Annotated in this window: 11 protein-coding genes, 7 tRNA genes and 1 rRNA gene; 16 read left to right on the forward strand and 3 right to left on the reverse strand. The window is 39.5% G+C overall.

Translation table 11 applies throughout. From position 1 onward, the window contains the following. Nucleotides 1-16: 16 nt before the first annotated feature. From rrf to PTI45_RS17645, 8 genes are all read left to right on the forward strand, one after another. Nucleotides 17-133: ribosomal RNA gene (gene rrf, locus PTI45_RS17610) — 5S ribosomal RNA — on the forward strand. Between the two features lie 98 nt (nucleotides 134-231). Continuing rightward, nucleotides 232-303, forward strand: a tRNA-Glu gene (locus PTI45_RS17615). A 16-nt stretch (nucleotides 304-319) separates the two neighbouring features. Then, nucleotides 320-395, forward strand: a tRNA-Thr gene (locus tag PTI45_RS17620). Between the two features lie 30 nt (nucleotides 396-425). Beyond that, nucleotides 426-498, forward strand: a tRNA-His gene (locus PTI45_RS17625). 99 nt (nucleotides 499-597) lie between these two features. Further along, a tRNA-Lys gene (locus tag PTI45_RS17630) sits at nucleotides 598-673 on the forward strand. A gap of 11 nt (nucleotides 674-684) precedes the next feature. After that, nucleotides 685-766, forward strand: a tRNA-Leu gene (locus PTI45_RS17635). Nucleotides 767-774: 8 nt separating this feature from the next. Then, nucleotides 775-849, forward strand: a tRNA-Gly gene (locus PTI45_RS17640). A gap of 160 nt (nucleotides 850-1,009) precedes the next feature. Next, nucleotides 1,010-1,080 (forward strand) — tRNA-Gly (locus tag PTI45_RS17645). Nucleotides 1,081-1,447: 367 nt separating this feature from the next. On the opposite strand, the gene PTI45_RS17655 is transcribed toward PTI45_RS17645, so the two are convergent. After that, entirely contained in the window at nucleotides 1,448-2,434 is a 987-nt protein-coding gene (locus tag PTI45_RS17655; protein WP_069328925.1) for a ketoacyl-ACP synthase III, read from the reverse strand. 823 nt (nucleotides 2,435-3,257) lie between these two features. Between PTI45_RS17655 and PTI45_RS17660 the strand changes: the two genes are divergently transcribed. Continuing rightward, nucleotides 3,258-4,451: a GNAT family N-acetyltransferase gene (locus PTI45_RS17660; protein WP_069328908.1), complete on the forward strand. Its 1,194-nt coding sequence runs from the start codon at nucleotides 3,258-3,260 to the stop codon at nucleotides 4,449-4,451. 342 nt (nucleotides 4,452-4,793) lie between these two features. Here the strand turns inward: PTI45_RS17660 and PTI45_RS17665 are convergent, their stop codons facing one another. Further along, the gene (locus PTI45_RS17665; RefSeq protein ID WP_425415581.1) at nucleotides 4,794-6,329 is read right to left on the reverse strand and encodes an amidase family protein; all 1,536 of its coding nucleotides are present in this window, start codon (nucleotides 6,327-6,329) and stop codon (nucleotides 4,794-4,796) included. 365 nt (nucleotides 6,330-6,694) lie between these two features. Here PTI45_RS17665 and PTI45_RS17670 point away from each other — a divergent pair, with 365 nt between their 5' ends. The 4 genes from PTI45_RS17670 to PTI45_RS17685 all read left to right on the forward strand — a co-directional run bounded on the left by PTI45_RS17670 (nucleotide 6,695) and on the right by PTI45_RS17685 (nucleotide 12,633). After that, nucleotides 6,695-7,756 carry a Gfo/Idh/MocA family protein gene (locus PTI45_RS17670; protein WP_069328909.1) on the forward strand — a complete coding sequence of 354 codons (1,062 nt, stop codon included), beginning with the start codon at nucleotides 6,695-6,697 and terminating at the stop codon, nucleotides 7,754-7,756. A 236-nt stretch (nucleotides 7,757-7,992) separates the two neighbouring features. Then, nucleotides 7,993-10,143 carry a DNA topoisomerase III gene (locus tag PTI45_RS17675; protein ID WP_069328910.1) on the forward strand — a complete coding sequence of 717 codons (2,151 nt, stop codon included), beginning with the start codon at nucleotides 7,993-7,995 and terminating at the stop codon, nucleotides 10,141-10,143. Between the two features lie 158 nt (nucleotides 10,144-10,301). After that, entirely contained in the window at nucleotides 10,302-11,903 is a 1,602-nt protein-coding gene (locus PTI45_RS17680) for a PTS transporter subunit EIIC (protein ID WP_069328911.1), read from the forward strand. A gap of 7 nt (nucleotides 11,904-11,910) precedes the next feature. Beyond that, nucleotides 11,911-12,633: an N-acetylmannosamine-6-phosphate 2-epimerase gene (locus tag PTI45_RS17685; RefSeq protein WP_069328912.1), complete on the forward strand. Its 723-nt coding sequence runs from the start codon at nucleotides 11,911-11,913 to the stop codon at nucleotides 12,631-12,633. An 87-nt stretch (nucleotides 12,634-12,720) separates the two neighbouring features. On the opposite strand, the gene PTI45_RS17690 is transcribed toward PTI45_RS17685, so the two are convergent. Continuing rightward, entirely contained in the window at nucleotides 12,721-13,530 is an 810-nt protein-coding gene (locus PTI45_RS17690) for a MurR/RpiR family transcriptional regulator (protein WP_069328913.1), read from the reverse strand. A gap of 288 nt (nucleotides 13,531-13,818) precedes the next feature. On the opposite strand from PTI45_RS17690, the gene PTI45_RS17695 reads away from it, so the two are divergent. The 3 genes from PTI45_RS17695 to PTI45_RS17705 all read left to right on the forward strand — a co-directional run bounded on the left by PTI45_RS17695 (nucleotide 13,819) and on the right by PTI45_RS17705 (nucleotide 17,051). Beyond that, entirely contained in the window at nucleotides 13,819-16,023 is a 2,205-nt protein-coding gene (locus PTI45_RS17695) for an alpha-galactosidase (protein ID WP_069328914.1), read from the forward strand. Between the two features lie 43 nt (nucleotides 16,024-16,066). Next, entirely contained in the window at nucleotides 16,067-16,348 is a 282-nt protein-coding gene (locus tag PTI45_RS17700) for a DUF1294 domain-containing protein (protein WP_069328915.1), read from the forward strand. Nucleotides 16,349-16,610: 262 nt separating this feature from the next. Then, nucleotides 16,611-17,051 (forward strand): universal stress protein, encoded by a 441-nt coding sequence (locus PTI45_RS17705; RefSeq protein ID WP_069328916.1) that lies wholly within the window; start codon nucleotides 16,611-16,613, stop codon nucleotides 17,049-17,051. Nucleotides 17,052-17,139 lie beyond the last annotated feature (88 nt).

Consider the following 17,139-nt stretch of genomic DNA (forward strand, 5'->3'; position numbering starts at 1 on the left):
CAGCATCGCCTGACTGTTTGGTAATGATGGCGGAGGGGTTCCACACGTACCCATCCCGAACACGACCGTTAAGCCCTCCAGCGCCGATGGTACTTGGACCGCAGGGTCCTGGGAGAGTAGGACGTTGCCAAGCAGAATAGTTTTATCCCTTCGGGGTTTTTTTTTCGCCGAAAGGTTAAGATTGATTTTAGTAGGTTTGAGCGTCTAAGCTGACGCTGTTACTTTTTTAGCGGCCCGTTGGTCAAGTGGTTAAGACACCTCCCTTTCACGGAGGTAACAGGGGTTCGAGTCCCCTACGGGTCATTAACATATACACTATGCCGGTGTAGCTCAGTTGGTAGAGCAACTGACTTGTAATCAGTAGGTCGGGGGTTCAAATCCTCTCGCCGGCACCATTTATTTTTAATATTGATTTGATTGCTATGGCGGTCGTGGCGAAGGGGTTAACGCACCGGACTGTGACTCCGGCATTCGTGGGTTCAAGTCCCATCGGTCGCCCTTTATTATCTTAATAAAGAATTAGCTTGATATTAGTATTAAAATGTTGTAAAATTTAATATGTATGTTAAATCTATATTGTTACTGCCTAATTGTTATGAGTCATTAGCTCAGTCGGTAGAGCACCTGACTTTTAATCAGGGTGTCGAAGGTTCGAGCCCTTCATGACTCACCATTTTATTACATGCGCGTGTGGCGGAATTGGCAGACGCACTAGACTTAGGATCTAGCGTCTCACGACGTGGGGGTTCAAGTCCCTCCACGCGCATAGGTTTTGCGGACGTGGCTCAGCGGTAGAGCATCGCCTTGCCAAGGCGAGGGTCGTGGGTTCGATTCCCATCGTCCGCTCCAATCTTTATTCAGTGTAGAGCGTATATATTATATACGTTTTTATTCTACGCTTTAATTCATATAACAACTATACTGGTGTATAGTTAGCATGTGTGAGATTTGATTAACATGGTTATTCAGGTGTTAAAATGTCCCTGTTTCAACCATATCCTCTTAATCCGCGGGTGTAGTTCAATGGTAGAACTTCAGCCTTCCAAGCTGATAGCGTGGGTTCGATTCCCATCACCCGCTTTATAAAAAAGGATGTCTGCAATATGCAGACATCCTTTTTAGTTTTTCTAATAGAATATTTATTTATAGTATTATATGTTTTGAAGACTTCAATCAACATACTTAGAAGAACGAAGAACGAAGAACGAAGAACGAAGAACGAAGAACGAAGAATGAAATATAAAATCATAGTAGTGTTTACAATAGCATCAATAGTAATAAACGTTTTAAAGAATTATTGCAATTGTGAAAAAGTAATTGTAGAAAAAATAAAAATAAAAAAGAAACAGCAGAGAAAATTAATTCTTTCTTTGCTGTTTCTTTTTATTAAGGTGCATTTTATTTTACATACATAGTTTCTTTGATACATATGTAAAATAGAGAAGAATTATTTTAAGTTCCAGCGTAGAATCATACCCATTTGAGTGAGACCAGCGCCAAAGCCATACAGTAATACAGTATCTCCATTTTTTAATTTTTGGTTGTCTCTGCCTAATTGTAGAGCTAATGGAATAGAAGCTGAAGATGTATTACCGTACCATTCAGCACTGGTTAATGTGTTTTCTAAAGCAAATCTAGTCTTTTCACAAATAGAATCAATCATTTTAAGATTAGCACTATGAGGAACAAACCAGTTAATATCGGTCAGTGATAGATTGGTCTGATCTAAAAGGTGTTGAATTCCTTTCGGTACAGTACGTACTGCCCATTTGTAAACTTCACGGCCATTTTGTACGATTTTGCCATTGCCCAGCATAGGTTGGTTATTGATCTGATCTGCTATTCCTGTACGGTATACGTGCTCGCCCCCAGATCCATCGCTATCCATAAAAGTTCCTAAAAAGCTAGGTTGTTCTGGATCGTATTCGACCAAGGCTGCACCTGCACCATCGCCAAACAAAATGCAAGTGCTACGATCTGTATAATCTGTTATTTTGCTCATTGTTTCACTAGCAATAACTAAGATTTTGCGATGAAGACCGGAAGTGATAAAGCTATTTGCTACATGAAGCGCATACACAAAACCTGCACAAGTAGCATTAAGATCGAGAGCACCAGCGCGTTTAATTTTAAAATAAGACTGAATTTGAGTAGCTGTGCTTGGGAATACATAATCTGAAGTAGTCGTAGCTACAATAATAAGTTCTACATCTTCTAAAGTACCCGGGTATGTTTTTTGAAGATTTTTGACAGCTTCTATGCCTAATGTAGATGTGAATTGTTGATCATTAGCGATACGGCGTTCTCTTATACCTGTACGTTGAACAATCCATTCGTCTGATGTATCGACTAATTTTTCAAGATCGTTATTAGTTAAGCGTTTTTCGGGGACATAAGTTCCTAATGCTGTAAGACGAGCTGTTGAATGATTGATAAAAGTCACCTCTGATATGATTTAAGTTATAGGTTTGCAATAGTTCGGTGTTTACGGATTAATCGATTAATTTTGAAAAGATTTGGTTGATAATATTCATGTGTTATGGCGTGATAGAATGTTAAAAATAGCATTTGCTATTGAAAACTAAAATGAGATCTAAAAGAACTCAATTCTATTGAGTTTTTGCTGGTAATAATACTTGTGAAAAGAAAAGCGATGATTAAGGATACGTGTAATACGATGTTGTAGTGAATTGAAGAGAATAGTAAGCGATCCATTCTTACAATTTAGAATTAATACTTGATACTAATACCAGGTACTAATTAATTTTAAATATAACGTATTTGTTGGATAATGTAAATCGCTTATTGGTTTTGGTGGAATTGTAGATGTTATAATGTAGGCATATGAAGTTATCATACCATATAGAATCATATTGTTCGAAATAAGCGGTAAGTATATTTTAAATCATAGACTTTTATTTTTTAATTTGGGTTGTTTTAAAAGTAATATAAGAGTTGGTATGCGTAGTGATGCTTCTTGGTAGGGTGTTTATTTGATGACTTTTGCTGTGATTGAGTGGTAGCGTATTTTGATGTTTAGTCTTATTTTGTTATGCTAAAGATTGTTGTGTTAGAGGATGTCATTATATTTTGCAATAAAGTAGTCGTTATATAGCAAGTCATTATATGTTGGTATTATTCAATGTACTTGAATAGATGGCTTTACCGTCCAAGTGCATATAAAGAGATACAATGCCGAGAGTAATAGTTTTTCAGTATTAAAGGATCTTATCATTTTCAGTGAGGTGACTATAGGAATGGATATTAGACAATTAACTCTAGAAGATTTTGATGCACGAGCAGAGTTAGGAATGTATGCTTTTCAATATCGTAAATCTACAGAAGAACTGGAAAAAGAAAAACAAGATTTTAAACCAGAACGAACATGGGGTCTTTTTGCAGAAGAGCAATTGAGTGCTCAACTGACACTGTTACCATTGCAGACGTACATACACGGGCAAGTTTTTGAAATGGGTGGAATTGCAGGAGTTGCCACCTGGCCTGAGAAAAGAAGACAGGGTCTAGTAGCGAAGTTGTTGGAGCATACGTTGCAACAGATGAATGAAGCAGGTCAATCGATATCCTTTTTACATCCATTCCATTTCCCATTTTATCGTAAATTCGGTTGGGAAACGTATATTGAATATCGCAAGTATACGATTCCAACGAACAAATTACCTGCTAAAGTTCATGTAGAAGGTACGATCAAGCGTGGTATTCGTGATTTGGAGCTTTTGAATGCGATCTATGAGAAGTATGCGGCTCATTATAACGGAACTTTAGTTCGAGATACAGAACGTTGGGAACGCAAGTTGCCATCAGGAGACGAACTATTTACAGCAGTGTATTATAATCCTAAAGATCAGGCTTGTGGTTACCTCATTTATGAGATCGCAGATCAGAAAATGAATATTAAAGAATTAGTGTATCTGGATGAACGTTCACGTCAAGCATTATGGACTTATATTGCTAATCATGATTCGATGGTGACTGAAGTGAATTTGCAAGCGCCTATTAATGATGCTTTACCGTATTTATTGAATGATCCACGAATAGAGCAACAAGTTGTTCCTTATTTTATGGCGAGAATCGTTAATGTTAAGCATTTTCTTGAGCAATATCCATTTACAGTAGGGAAGGTAGAGTCGTTATCTATTCGTGTTAACGATTCAGCAGCCGAATGGAATAATGGTATCTGGGATGTGCTTATCAATGATGAAGGTAAAGCCAAAGTAAGTCGACGTGAAGCTTTACCAGAAGGGCTACAACAGGATCTATGGGATCATAGTGATATTGATACAGATATTCAGGCATTAACGGTGGCGCTTATAGGATATAAACGTCCATTAGAATTATGCAGTTGGGGCAAATGGACAGGGAAGTTAGAAGCTGTGTATATTTTGGAATCACGCATTCCTGTAGCGACTACACATTTGATGGACTTTTTTTAAACAAGTGTGAATGAGTGATGTATTAGTGATGTAAATATAGAATAGGTTTTAGAATGAAAGCTTTAACTGGTGGAAGTTCTTATAGAGTGTGGAAAGATATTCATATTTATATGGTAAGAGAATAATAGAACTAAAATCGTAAATATTAAATAGTACAATCTTTAAAATGATAATGAAGTAAAAAAGCTTATCCTCTATTGAAGTGCATTATACACTTTGTAGAAGATAAGCTTTTTTAATATAGTGGTGCTTTTTTACTATCCAAGTATACTTTTGATGACTGAATGACTGAGATAGAATATTTATATGGTATTGGGTATAGAAAAGATTTAAAAAAGGTATTTAAGGTGTTAACGTAGGTGCTTGACGATGATGAGTACCTTGTTCGTAGCTGTATGCTAATTTGATCAATGTACTTTCATCAAAAGGACGACCTAAAAACTCAATGCCAACAGGTAATTTGTTATTCACAAATCCAGCAGGCACGGTAATCGCTGGAAAGCCTGAGAAAGGGCTTAAACGGTTATTATCACCTGATATCTGTTCTTCACCAATCGTAGCTGCTGGCTGTGTTGTCGTCGGGTAGACAATAGCATCTAGATCATAATCTGCCATTACTTTTAAAAGAGATTCGCGTGTGACTTTGGTACGATTGAGTACAATATCTTTATATTCTGGTGTATCGAGTGTGGTTACAGCATCACGTTTTTTCATGGATTCTGCTTGTTTGGGATCAAACTGATTAGAGGCTAAAATATCAGTCAGATTATGATAAGGTGCATCTTCTCCTAAGCTATTCAAGTAATCATTGATTTGAAATTTGAACTCATAGCCACTTAAGCTAGGATATTTCATAATCTGTGGAAGGTTAGGAATTTGAATCGGAACGGCTGTTGCGCCAAGCCTCTGAATATCATCTACAGCGGTATAGACTACTTGAGTAACTGATTTCTCGGTAGCGGTAGTATTGTTGAATAATTCAGTAGCGATTCCGATCCGAGCCCCTTTTAGACCATCCACTTGTAAATAGTCCGTATAGTTATCAGGAATATGTCCAACACTATAAGCGGTAGCCATATCATCTGGATCATAACCAGCAGTGGTCTGCAATAATATTGCTGCATCTTCGACTGTGCGTGCAATTGGCCCACCTACATCTTGTGTGAGAGCGAGTGGAATAATACCATCACGACTACTCAAGCCAACTGTAGGACGAATACCGACTAGACTGTTAAAAGCAGATGGGATTCGAATCGAACCACCGGTATCTGTGCCTAACCCAGCTGCTGCAAAGTTGGCAGCAATTGCGGCTCCTGTTCCACCGCTTGAGCCACCTGGATAATGATCAAGTGCATACGGATTAAGCGTCTGTCCTCCAAGAGAGCTAGAAGTGGTAATCCCGAATGCAAATTCATGCAGATTCGACTTGGCTAAAATAATAGCACCTGCTGCTTTGAGCATAGCGATCTGATCGGCATCTTGATCAGGAATAGAGTTCTGCAAGCAGACACAACCGGCTGTGGTCGGCATATCAGCAGTATCAAAGTTATCTTTGACAATAATCGGGATACCATGCAAAGGTCCACGAACGCCTGTGGTTGCACGTTCTTTGTCTAATTGGGCTGCAATCTCAAGAGCTTTGGGATTAAGGGTGAGAATAGAATTAAGCTTAATACCTTGATGATCATATTTAGCGATACGATCTAAGTATTGTTGAACAAGCTGAACAGAAGTGAGACGACCATCTTTCATAGCTGTTTGCATATCTGCAATCGTTGCTTCTGTAATCACAAAAGGTTCATTTGTACCGGGAGAACCAGCTGCTTGAACAGAAGAAGTAACACCGTATGTACTGAATGGAGCAACAACTAACATCATAACTGTTAACCACATGACAATCATTTTACGATATGCTCTGATAGGTTGAATCTTAGACAAATAACTTCACTCCTTTAGAAGATAGACTCAATTATTGTCGATACATGTAATTAATTATGTATTTTAGTGTTAATAAATATTACATGTCAATATAAATTATATTATCTGCATACATTTTAATAAAATAATGAAATAAAATGATACATATTTAACTGTTTTTTGGTTTGTGAGCAGTTACATTAAAATAGAATTATAAAAAGAATATTTGTAAAAAAGAAACTTTATATTAAAGCTAAAAGTTTGATAGAATGAAATGGTAATGGTTAAAATGGAATTATAATCCAGTATGGGAAAGAGGAACTGAAATGGACAAGAAGTCGGTATATCATTTGGTTATTGTAGGATATGGCGGTATGGGAAGTTATCATGGGCAACTTATTGAGAAAGTACCTTCTCTCCAAGTCACAGGTGTGTATGATATTGTGGATTACCGTATGGAGCTTGCTGGACAACATGGTTATCAAACGTACGATACAATGGAAGCGGTTTTATCAGATGAAACTGTAGATATTGTGCTGATCGCGACTCCGAATGATGTACATAAAGAATTATCGATTCAAGCTTTGCGAGCAGGCAAACATGTGATTTGTGAAAAGCCTGTTACGATCAATAGCGCAGATTTGTTAGACATTGTAAAAGTGGCAGAAGAAACAGGTCAGGTCTTTACAGTGCATCAAAATCGCCGTTGGGATGAAGATTTCTTAATTATTCGTGAGATGTTTGAGAAACGTACTGTAGGAGAAGTTTTCCATGTAGAATCACGTGTACAAGGAGCAAATGGTATCCCGGGTGATTGGAGACAGCTCAAAGCTTATGGTGGCGGTATGTTGTTGGATTGGGGAGTTCATTTGTTGGATCAGTTGTTGTTGCTCACAGATAGTAAGATTGAGAGTGTGCATGCTCAATTGAGTACGGTGCTGGATACAGAAGTTGATGATGGATTTACCACATCGATTCGGTTCAAAGATGGGTTAACGGCTGTAGTTGAAGTGGGTACAACCAATTATGTTAAATTGCCACGCTGGTATGTGAAAGGTACAGAAGGAACTGCAATTATTCAAGATTGGGATCTAAGTGGAGAGATTGTAACCCGTAATACAGAAGTAGAGAAAGTAGAACCCAAACCGATTCAAGCAGGTCGTGGATTAACAAAAACGATGGCTCCGCCTTCTGAAGAATCTACCATTCGCCAACCGATTCAAACGATCGAACATCCGCCTGAAGAGTTTTATATCAACTTTTTATCGGTGATCGAAGGGTCAGCCAAATCAGCTGTACCGAATGAAGAAGTGCATCGAGTATTGGTATTGATCGAAACGATTTTTGAAGCAGCTGAAAAAGATACTGTTATTCATAAAGAATTTTAATAATATATTAAAATCAATCCTATACAGCAAGAGCTGGTATTCTATAGAACGATATAGATATCAGCTTTTTTGCTATGATTTAGAGTGTATATCAGATCAGTTGAAGAAGAGCAGAACTGATGATTTGAAAAGTGTTACAATATGTAGATGTGCATCAATACTTATCGTAAAAGAAATAATATGAATACCAAATAGGATATACACACATATAAAGGAACGTGAAAGGATGGAACACGATGAAACAAGTGGTACTGGCTGAAAAGCCTTCTGTTGCAAGAGAAATTGCACGTGTGATGGGAAGTCATCAAAAGCATAAAGGATATATGGAAGGCCCTCAATATATAGTCACATGGGCATTAGGTCATCTGGTAGGTCTAGCAGAGCCCGAGGATTATGATACTCGTTATCAGAAATGGAATTTGGAAGATTTGCCGATTTTACCAGAGAAAATGACGTTAAAAGTACTGCGTGAAAGCAGTCATCAGTATAAAATCGTTCAACATTTGTTAAAACGTAATGATGTACAAGGTTTGATTGTGGCTACAGATGCTGCGCGTGAAGGGGAATTGTTAGCACGCTGGATTATTCAGATGGCGAAGTGGAAAAAGCCATTTCAACGATTATGGATATCTTCACAGACGGATAAAGCGATTCGTGAAGGATTCAACAAGTTGCGCCCGGGGAAAGAGTTCGATCGGTTGTATGAATCTGCACGTTGCCGGGCAGAAGCAGATTGGATGGTTGGACTGAATATTACACGTGCACTTACTTGTAAATTTGATGCTCAATTATCAGCAGGACGTGTGCAGACCCCTTCACTTGGAATGATGATGAAACGGGAAAATGAAATTAAAGATTTTCGCTCACAAGATTATCATACTTTGCATATTGATCTAGGGGATCTGCAAGCGGAATGGAGACATCGCCAAGGAGATGGACGTATTTTTGAATCGCAACAAGTACAGCAGTTGGAACAGGCTTTGGCAGGTAAGCAAGCAAAGATTGTATCGGTGAAAAAGAATGAGCGCCAAGAACCTCATCCACTAGCTTATGATCTGACCGAGTTACAGCGTGATGCGAATAAAAAATACGGATTTTCTGCTAAGCATACGTCTAATGTATTGCAAAAGTTGTACGAGCAACACAAAATCGTTACGTATCCGCGTACCGATTCACGTTATTTGTCTTCCGATATGACAGATACTTTCAAAGAACGTTTATCCAGTGTAGCTGTCGGTCCGTATGCGCCACTGGCACGTCCTTTGTTACGTAATGCTCTTAAGATTGATAAACGAATTGTAGATGACAGCAAAATTAGTGATCATCATGCCATTATTCCTACAGAGGAAATAGTTTCTTTGAATGCACTGACTAGCGATGAACGGAAGCTGTATGATCTGATTGCACGTCGGTTCATCAGTTTATTTTATCCACCTGCTACTTATGATACGGTTCAAGTAATCATCGAAGCGGCAGGAGAACAGTTCCATGCTAAAGGAGTAACAATTAAAGATTCCGGTTGGCGTGCAGTATACGGTGAGCAGTGGGGTGAAGAAGATGAGGATGAAGATGCTAATCAAGATTCTCAGCGTTCATCTGATCGTCAAAGTACACAAAAGTTGCCAGAACTCCAACAAGGTGAGTCGAAAATGATTGCTCGTTGCGTGGTCAAAGCAGGTCGTACAATGCCTCCTAAACGGTACACTGAAGCGGCTTTATTATCTCAGATGGAAAAACACAGTCTGGGTACTCCTGCTACACGAGCAGACATTATTGAAAAATTAGTGTCGTCAGATACGATTGAACGTAAAGGAAATCATTTGTACCCTACTGGTAAAGGAGCACAATTAATTGAACTGGTGTCTCCTGAACTACGTACACCTGAATTAACAGCCCGTTGGGAACAACAATTAGAAAAAATTGCCCGTGGTCAAGGTCAACCTGAGCCGTTTTTACAAGAGATTCGTCAAATGGCACAGTCCATGGTCGATGGAGTGAAAAAGAGTGATGTGAATTATAAACCTCACAATGTATCTTCAAGTCATTGCCCTGAATGTGGAACACGTATGCTGGAGAAAAAATCGAAGCGAGGCACGTTCTTGATCTGTCCGAGTGAAGATTGTAGCTATCGTCGATCAACCGAAAAGCAATTATCCAATCGTCGTTGTCCGCAATGTCATAAAAAAATGGAAATTAAAGACGGTAAAGCTGGGAAGTATGTGCAGTGTCTGGGTTGTGGTATTACCGAAACGTTGAATAAAGACGGCGGTCGTCCAGTGAATAAACGAGAGCAACAAAAGCTAGTGAAGAAATTTGAGCAAAAAGAATCGTTTGGTTCAAGTCTAGGCGATTTATTAAAAGCAGCTTTGGAAGATAAAAAGGAATAGAAATGAATCGATACGATTGTCATAAGCTCTTTAGTGATTACATATGCTAAAGAGCTTATTTGCTATGCAGTGAAAATTATTTTATTAAAATAATCGTTGACGAAAATGGTTTTCATAATCTATATTTAAAAGAAAATATTTTCAGGTGGTGCAGACGAATGAAAACTTTTTTCGAGAAGGCTCAACGATTTGGTAAATCTTTTATGCTTCCGATCGCCGTATTACCCGCAGCAGGATTACTTTTGGGTATAGGGGGCGCCCTTTCTAATCCCAATACGGTAAGTACATATCCTGTATTACAGATTAGCTGGTTACAATATATTTTCAAAGTAATGAGCAGTGCTGGAGATATTACATTCAGTAACTTGGCGTTGATCTTTGCGATTGGTGTAGCTGTTGGACTGGCACGTTCAGACAAAGGAACAGCAGGACTGGCGGCGGCACTTGCCTATCTGGTCATGAATGCTTCGATCAATGCAATGCTGATTAACAGTAACCAGCTTGTGACTGAAAATATGGCGGCAGCCGGTCAAGGTATGATTCTTGGTATTCAATCTCTACAGACAGGTGTACTGGGCGGGATTATTATCGGTCTTGTCACTGCGAGCCTTCATAATCGATATAACAAAATTGAACTCCCTCAATTTTTAGGATTTTTTGGTGGTTCACGTTTTATTCCAATTGCTTCTTCGTTTGCAGCGATATTTGTAGGATTGGCTTTATTTCTAGTATGGCCAACGATTCAATTAGGGATTACAAAGCTAGGTGGAATCGTAGATGCTACAGGGTATGTAGGTACATTATTCTATGCATTCTTTTTACGTATGTTAGGCCCTCTCGGACTGCACCATATTTTTTACCTCCCTTTCTGGCAAACCGGACTTGGTGGTACAATGGAAGTATCTGGTAAGATAGTGGAAGGAACCCAGAATATTTTCTTTGCTCAATTAGGTGATCCTTCGACTGAAAAGTATTTCTCAGGCACATCGCGCTTTATGTCAGGTCGATTTATTACGATGATGTTTGGATTGTTGGGTGCTGCATTAGCGATCTATCATACTGCACGTCCAGAACGTAAAAAGGTTGTTGGTGGCTTGATGTTATCAGCGGCGTTGACTTCATTTTTAACAGGTATTACAGAGCCATTGGAATTTGCTTTTCTATTTGTTGCTCCCTTTTTGTATGTGATTCATGCTGTTTTTGACGGATTTGCTTTTATGCTCGCTCATATATTTCAGATTACGATTGGTCAGACATTCTCAGGTGGGTTGATTGACTTTATTCTGTTTGGGATTTTACAGGGAAATGCCAAAACCAATTGGATCTATGTACCGATGATCGGTGTGGTCTGGTTCGCTCTGTACTATGTGACATTCCGCTTCTTAATCGTCAAATTCAACCTCAAAACACCGGGTCGTGAAGATGAGACTATCGCTGATGCTAAAGGAAGTACAGACAGCGGAAGTGGGCAAACAACAGCTGTAACCGATGCAGACGCTACAGATGCTGGTGAAGTGGATACATCTCGTCCTGCGGTGATTTTGAATGCATTGGGTGGCAAAGACAATATCAAAGACTTGGATTGTTGTGCGACTCGTCTACGGATATCCGTCTATCATCCGGATCAAGTCTCTCAAGATCGCTTGAAACATTCAGGCGCTAAAGGTGTCCTCATTAATGGTAACGGGGTGCAAGTAATCTATGGTCCACAAGTGAGTGTAATAAAAAATGAGATTGAGGAATATATGGAAACGGAGTGAATATAGTATGGATTTGGATTCATTGGGATTACAGCAGGGGCTAATCGTATCTTGTCAGGCATTGGAACATGAACCTCTGCATAGTTCTTTTATTATGGGGAAAATGGCAGTGGCTGCGCAAGAAGGCGGGGCTATCGGTATTCGAGCCAATACAGCGCAAGATATCAAAGAAATTAAGCAACAGGTGTCTCTACCTGTGATCGGAATCGTCAAACGTAACTATGGAGATCATCCTGTATTTATTACACCTACGATCAATGAAGTTCATGAATTAGCAGAATCAGGTTGTGAGATTATCGCATTAGATGCAACGTCACGCCCTCGCCCGGATGGTGTAGCACTTGCAGATTTGGTCAAACAGATTCGTCTGCTTTATCCTGAATTGTTATTGATGGCAGATGTATCGACTGTCGAAGAAGGGATCATGGCGGAACAGCTAGGATTTGATCTGATATCGGCTACACTGGTAGGATATACCGAGCAGACTTCACATCAGAAAGTGTACGAGAATGATTTTGCTATTCTCAAAGAAATGATTCGCCAGATCAAAACACCTATTGTAGCTGAAGGTAATATTATGACACCAGAGATGGCAGCACGTTGTCTGGAACTTGGTGTGTATAGTGTAGTAGTAGGTGGAGCGATTACCCGTCCGCAACAGATTACAGCACGATTTATGGAAAAAATGAAAGAAGTTCGTTCGGCATCGATTGTACAAAATAGACTTTAACCCTTATTTTATGTAACAAAAAACGGATAGCCAATATAAAGAAAGAACCGGAAATGATCGATATCCGGTTCTTTTCTTATATTCTCTTTAAGATGGATCTTGTTTGTATAGGGCATGGAGTGTACGTTGACGTGCTGATAGTAGTTCTTCATTTTGCAGTAATAGCATGGAGATCATATCTAGTACATAGATAATCGCTAATTGACTATTGATAAAAGGAATATCGCCCATTCGCTGTAATCCAGGTGTAAACAGACACAAATCGGTCGTTTCTGTAAATGGAGTATGATCAAAATTGGTAATACCGACGATCTGAGCTTGATTAGCTTTGGCGATACGTAGCGCACTGTTCACTTCAGTGGTATGACCAGAGTTGGACAATCCAATTACCAAATCTTGTTCATCCATTAAAGCCGCATTCATCATCATCATATGCGAATCGGTGACAGCATCGATTAAGATGTTCATTCGCATCAAGCGGTACTTAAATTCCAAAGCCGATAATCCTGAGCTTCCTAATCCATACACATAGATACGCCGTGCTTGCTTAATCTGTTGAACAACTTCTTCAATCATTTGTGGCTTGATCATATCCGCAGTCGCCATAATAATTTCGTTATATAAATGCCTTGTCTGTGCAAAGAAATTAAGTTCATCTCGCGGAATATCCACTTCTCGGTTAAGACTAAGCTTGAAATCTATAAAGTTACTAAATCCTGCTTTACGACAAAAGCGAGTAATCGTAGACATTGAAGCTTGCGTACGCTGGGAGAGATCGCGGATATTGATATTATGAATTGAATTCTTATGGAGCATGATGTAGTCAGCAATTTCTTTTTCTTTGGTCGATAATTGTTGATATCGTAATTGAAGTTCATCCAGTACATTGAGAGCCATCTGTAATCCTCCTTAAGCGCTTGGCAATATAAGCGCAACTCAGCTTCCATAAAAAATGATTTTTGTATTAGCAAAATATCTTACATTGCATTTATGTAAGTATCGAACAGTTGATTTCTTTCTATTATAGTATAGTTTGTAGAATGATCTCTATATTATAGGATTGTGCCATCAAATAATGGAATTATGCTATGTGCTTTTTATTATTTTACCGTTAGAATAAAAACGAACACGATAGAATAACTGGATATTCGGTACTGAGCCGAGCCATCAGAAAGGGATTATTCCATGTCTATATTTTATGATACTCATCAATCTACATTCCATTTACAATCTCGTTCAACGAGTTATGTGATTCAACTACTTAAATCTACGCATTTAGTTCACTTATATTGGGGACCTCGTCTACAAGGAACATCGATCAGCAGTCTATTGCAACAAGTCGAGCGTGCTTCATTTAGCCCGAACTATCATGCAGATGATCGTGATTTCTCATTTGATACGTTGCCACAAGAATACCCTGGTTACGGTCGTGGAGATTATCGTGAGCCTGCTTTTGAAGCTAAACATAGCAATGGAACTACAGTTAACGACCTTCATTATGTGAGTCATACCATTATAACAGGCAAACCAACACTTGAAGGATTACCAGCTACGTATGTAGAGCAGGAGAATGAAGCATATACACTGGAAATTACTTTGCGTGATCCATTGACTGGACTTGAAGCTGTCGTAAGCTACACGGTGTTCAACGAATTGAATGCGATTACACGTTCTGTGAAATTTGATAATAAAGGTGCAGAGACGATTCAGATTCAGCGTGCACTTAGTAGTAGTGTCGATCTAGCAGATGATGAATATCGTATGATGCAATTGTCGGGTGCATGGACGCGTGAACGTCATGTGCATTACCGTCCACTCACTCCAGGATTACAACGGATCGAAAGTAAACGTGGTTCGAGTAGTCATCAGCAAAATCCGTTTATCGCTTTACTTGGTAAAGATGCAAATGAAGATCAAGGACAAGTCTATGGAATGAGTCTTGTGTATAGCGGTAACTTTGTCGCTCAAGTTGAAGTGGATCAATTCCATACTACACGTATGCAGATCGGATTATCACCATTTGATTTTGAATGGAAATTAGAAGCAGGCGACACGTTCCAAACACCTGAAGCGGTGCTGGTTCATTCTTCTGAAGGATTAGGTGGTATGTCTCGTACTTATCACAAGCTTTATCGTACGCGTCTAAGCCGCGGAACACATCGTGATCAAGTCCGTCCTATTTTGATTAACAACTGGGAAGCGACTTATTTTGACTTTGACGCTCCTAAGATCAAGTCGATAGCAGCTGCTGGAAAAGAGTTAGGCATTGAATTATTTGTACTGGATGATGGTTGGTTCGGTCATCGTAATGACGATCGTACTTCACTTGGTGATTGGGTGGAAGATCGTCGCAAATTACCAGAAGGGCTAGGTAAGCTGGCAAAAGAAATCACAGCTACTGGAATGCAATTCGGATTATGGTTCGAACCTGAAATGGTTTCTCCAGATAGCGACTTGTATCGTGCACATCCTGATTGGTGTCTACATGTACCTGATCGCAGTCGTACGATGGGCCGGGAGCAATTGATTCTAGATCTTTCGCGTCAAGATGTATGCGATTATATTGTAGAGTCTGTGAGCGCTGTTCTTTCTTCTGCTCCAATTACGTATGTGAAATGGGATATGAACCGTAATATGTCCGAGATCGGTTCGGCCCTGTTACCAGCGGATCGTCAACGGGAAACAGCACATCGGTATATGCTTGGACTGTATAGTGTTTTAGAAAAGATAACATCAACATTCCCACATATCCTATTCGAAAGTTGCTCTGGTGGTGGAGGTCGATTTGACCCGGGAATGCTATATTATATGCCACAAACATGGACAAGTGATGATACAGATGCAGTAGAACGTCTGAAAATTCAATACGGTACAAGTATGGTCTACCCGGCAAGTGCGATGGGTGCTCACGTATCAGATATACCGAATCACCAAGTAGGGCGTATGGCTCCATTGACGACTCGTGGTCATGTAGCCATGTCCGGTAACTTTGGTTATGAGCTTGATCTGACGAAGCTTACCGATACAGAAAAACAAGAAGTGAAAGAGCAAGTGGCTCAATATAAAGAGTTACGAGAGCTGATTCAATTCGGTCAGTTTTATCGTTTGCTGAGTCCTTTTGAAAGTAATATTACCTCTTGGATGTTTGTCTCAGAAGATCAACAAGAAGCTTTTGCAGGTTATTTCCAGGTGTTAAGTGTTCCTAATGGACCGCTTCGTCGTCTGAAATTAAAAGGACTTGATCCACATCGTCGTTACTCAATGTCTGTAAATGGTGTTACAGATGCTAACACTTATGCTGGTGATGAATTGATGTATCACGGGGTGATTGCTCCTTATGCGCAAGCCGATTTCTATAGTGCTTTGTTTGTATTCAAAGCGGTGGAATAGTACACTTACACTGTAGAGATTGAATCAATGGAGGCAGACAGAAATGGAACAGGTATTATGGGTCTGGCTGCTGATTGTCAATATTATTGCTTATATCGTGATGGTCACAGACAAAAAACGTGCACAACGTCATCGTACTCGTGAACGTATACCAGAGAAAACGTTGTTTATCTGGGCGGCTATCGGCGGAGCTTTGGGGATCTGGATCGCGATGATGACCAAGCGCCACAAAACCAAACATCGTTCATTTGTAATCGGTGTGCCATTGTTATTGATTTTAAATATTGTGGTGTACGGTTATATCTGGATGACATGGATACGGTAAACACTAGAAGAGCAAAGACCTGATGATTCGTTATCAGGTCTTTGTTTCGTTTCATGAAATGAGCATAACGGGTAATAAAGGAGTATACTGAAAGTATAACGCTTACGATCATTGTCTAAATGTTATGGATGGATGATATCTTCATTCTGTTGACCCGTCTTACATAACAACAGATATCCTACAGAATCCTGATCTCAGAAATCCAGATGCAGCATAATCACACCACCAATGGATACCCACTGGCATAGAGGAGATGGATAATATGTTATTTTCCAAAATTTTATTAGCATACGATGGTTCCAAAGCATCTAACAAAGCACTAGATCGTGCGGTTGAACTTGCAACAGCAGCGCCACACGCTGAAATTCATGCAATTCATGTGTTTGATTTTCCACGTTATTTTGTAGGGGAAGGGATTGTACCTGTACCGACAACGTCTAACGAGGAATTGTATGAATTAGCGACACAAACAGCGAAAGAAGCTAAACGTCGCTTGGAAGCAGCTGGAATTAGCAATACGATCAGTGTGGAAATGATTCAAGGTGCAGCAGCACAAAACATACTAGAGTATGCAGAAGCGAATCACTGCGATGTGATCATTATTGGTAGTCGTGGACTCGGTAGTATTCGTGAATTTGTATTGGGTAGTGTGAGTCATAATGTTGTACAACACGCTAAAATCCCAGTATTGATTGTGAAGTAACCCCAAAGCTATCAGTAGATCTAAAAGGTATGAATTACACTTGTAGCCCTCTGAAGGCGTATAGAATGATTGTCCAAGCGACAACGGT

Source organism: Paenibacillus nuruki (assembly GCF_001721045.1).
GTDB classification, from domain to species: Bacteria; Bacillota; Bacilli; order Paenibacillales; family Paenibacillaceae; genus Saccharibacillus; species Saccharibacillus nuruki.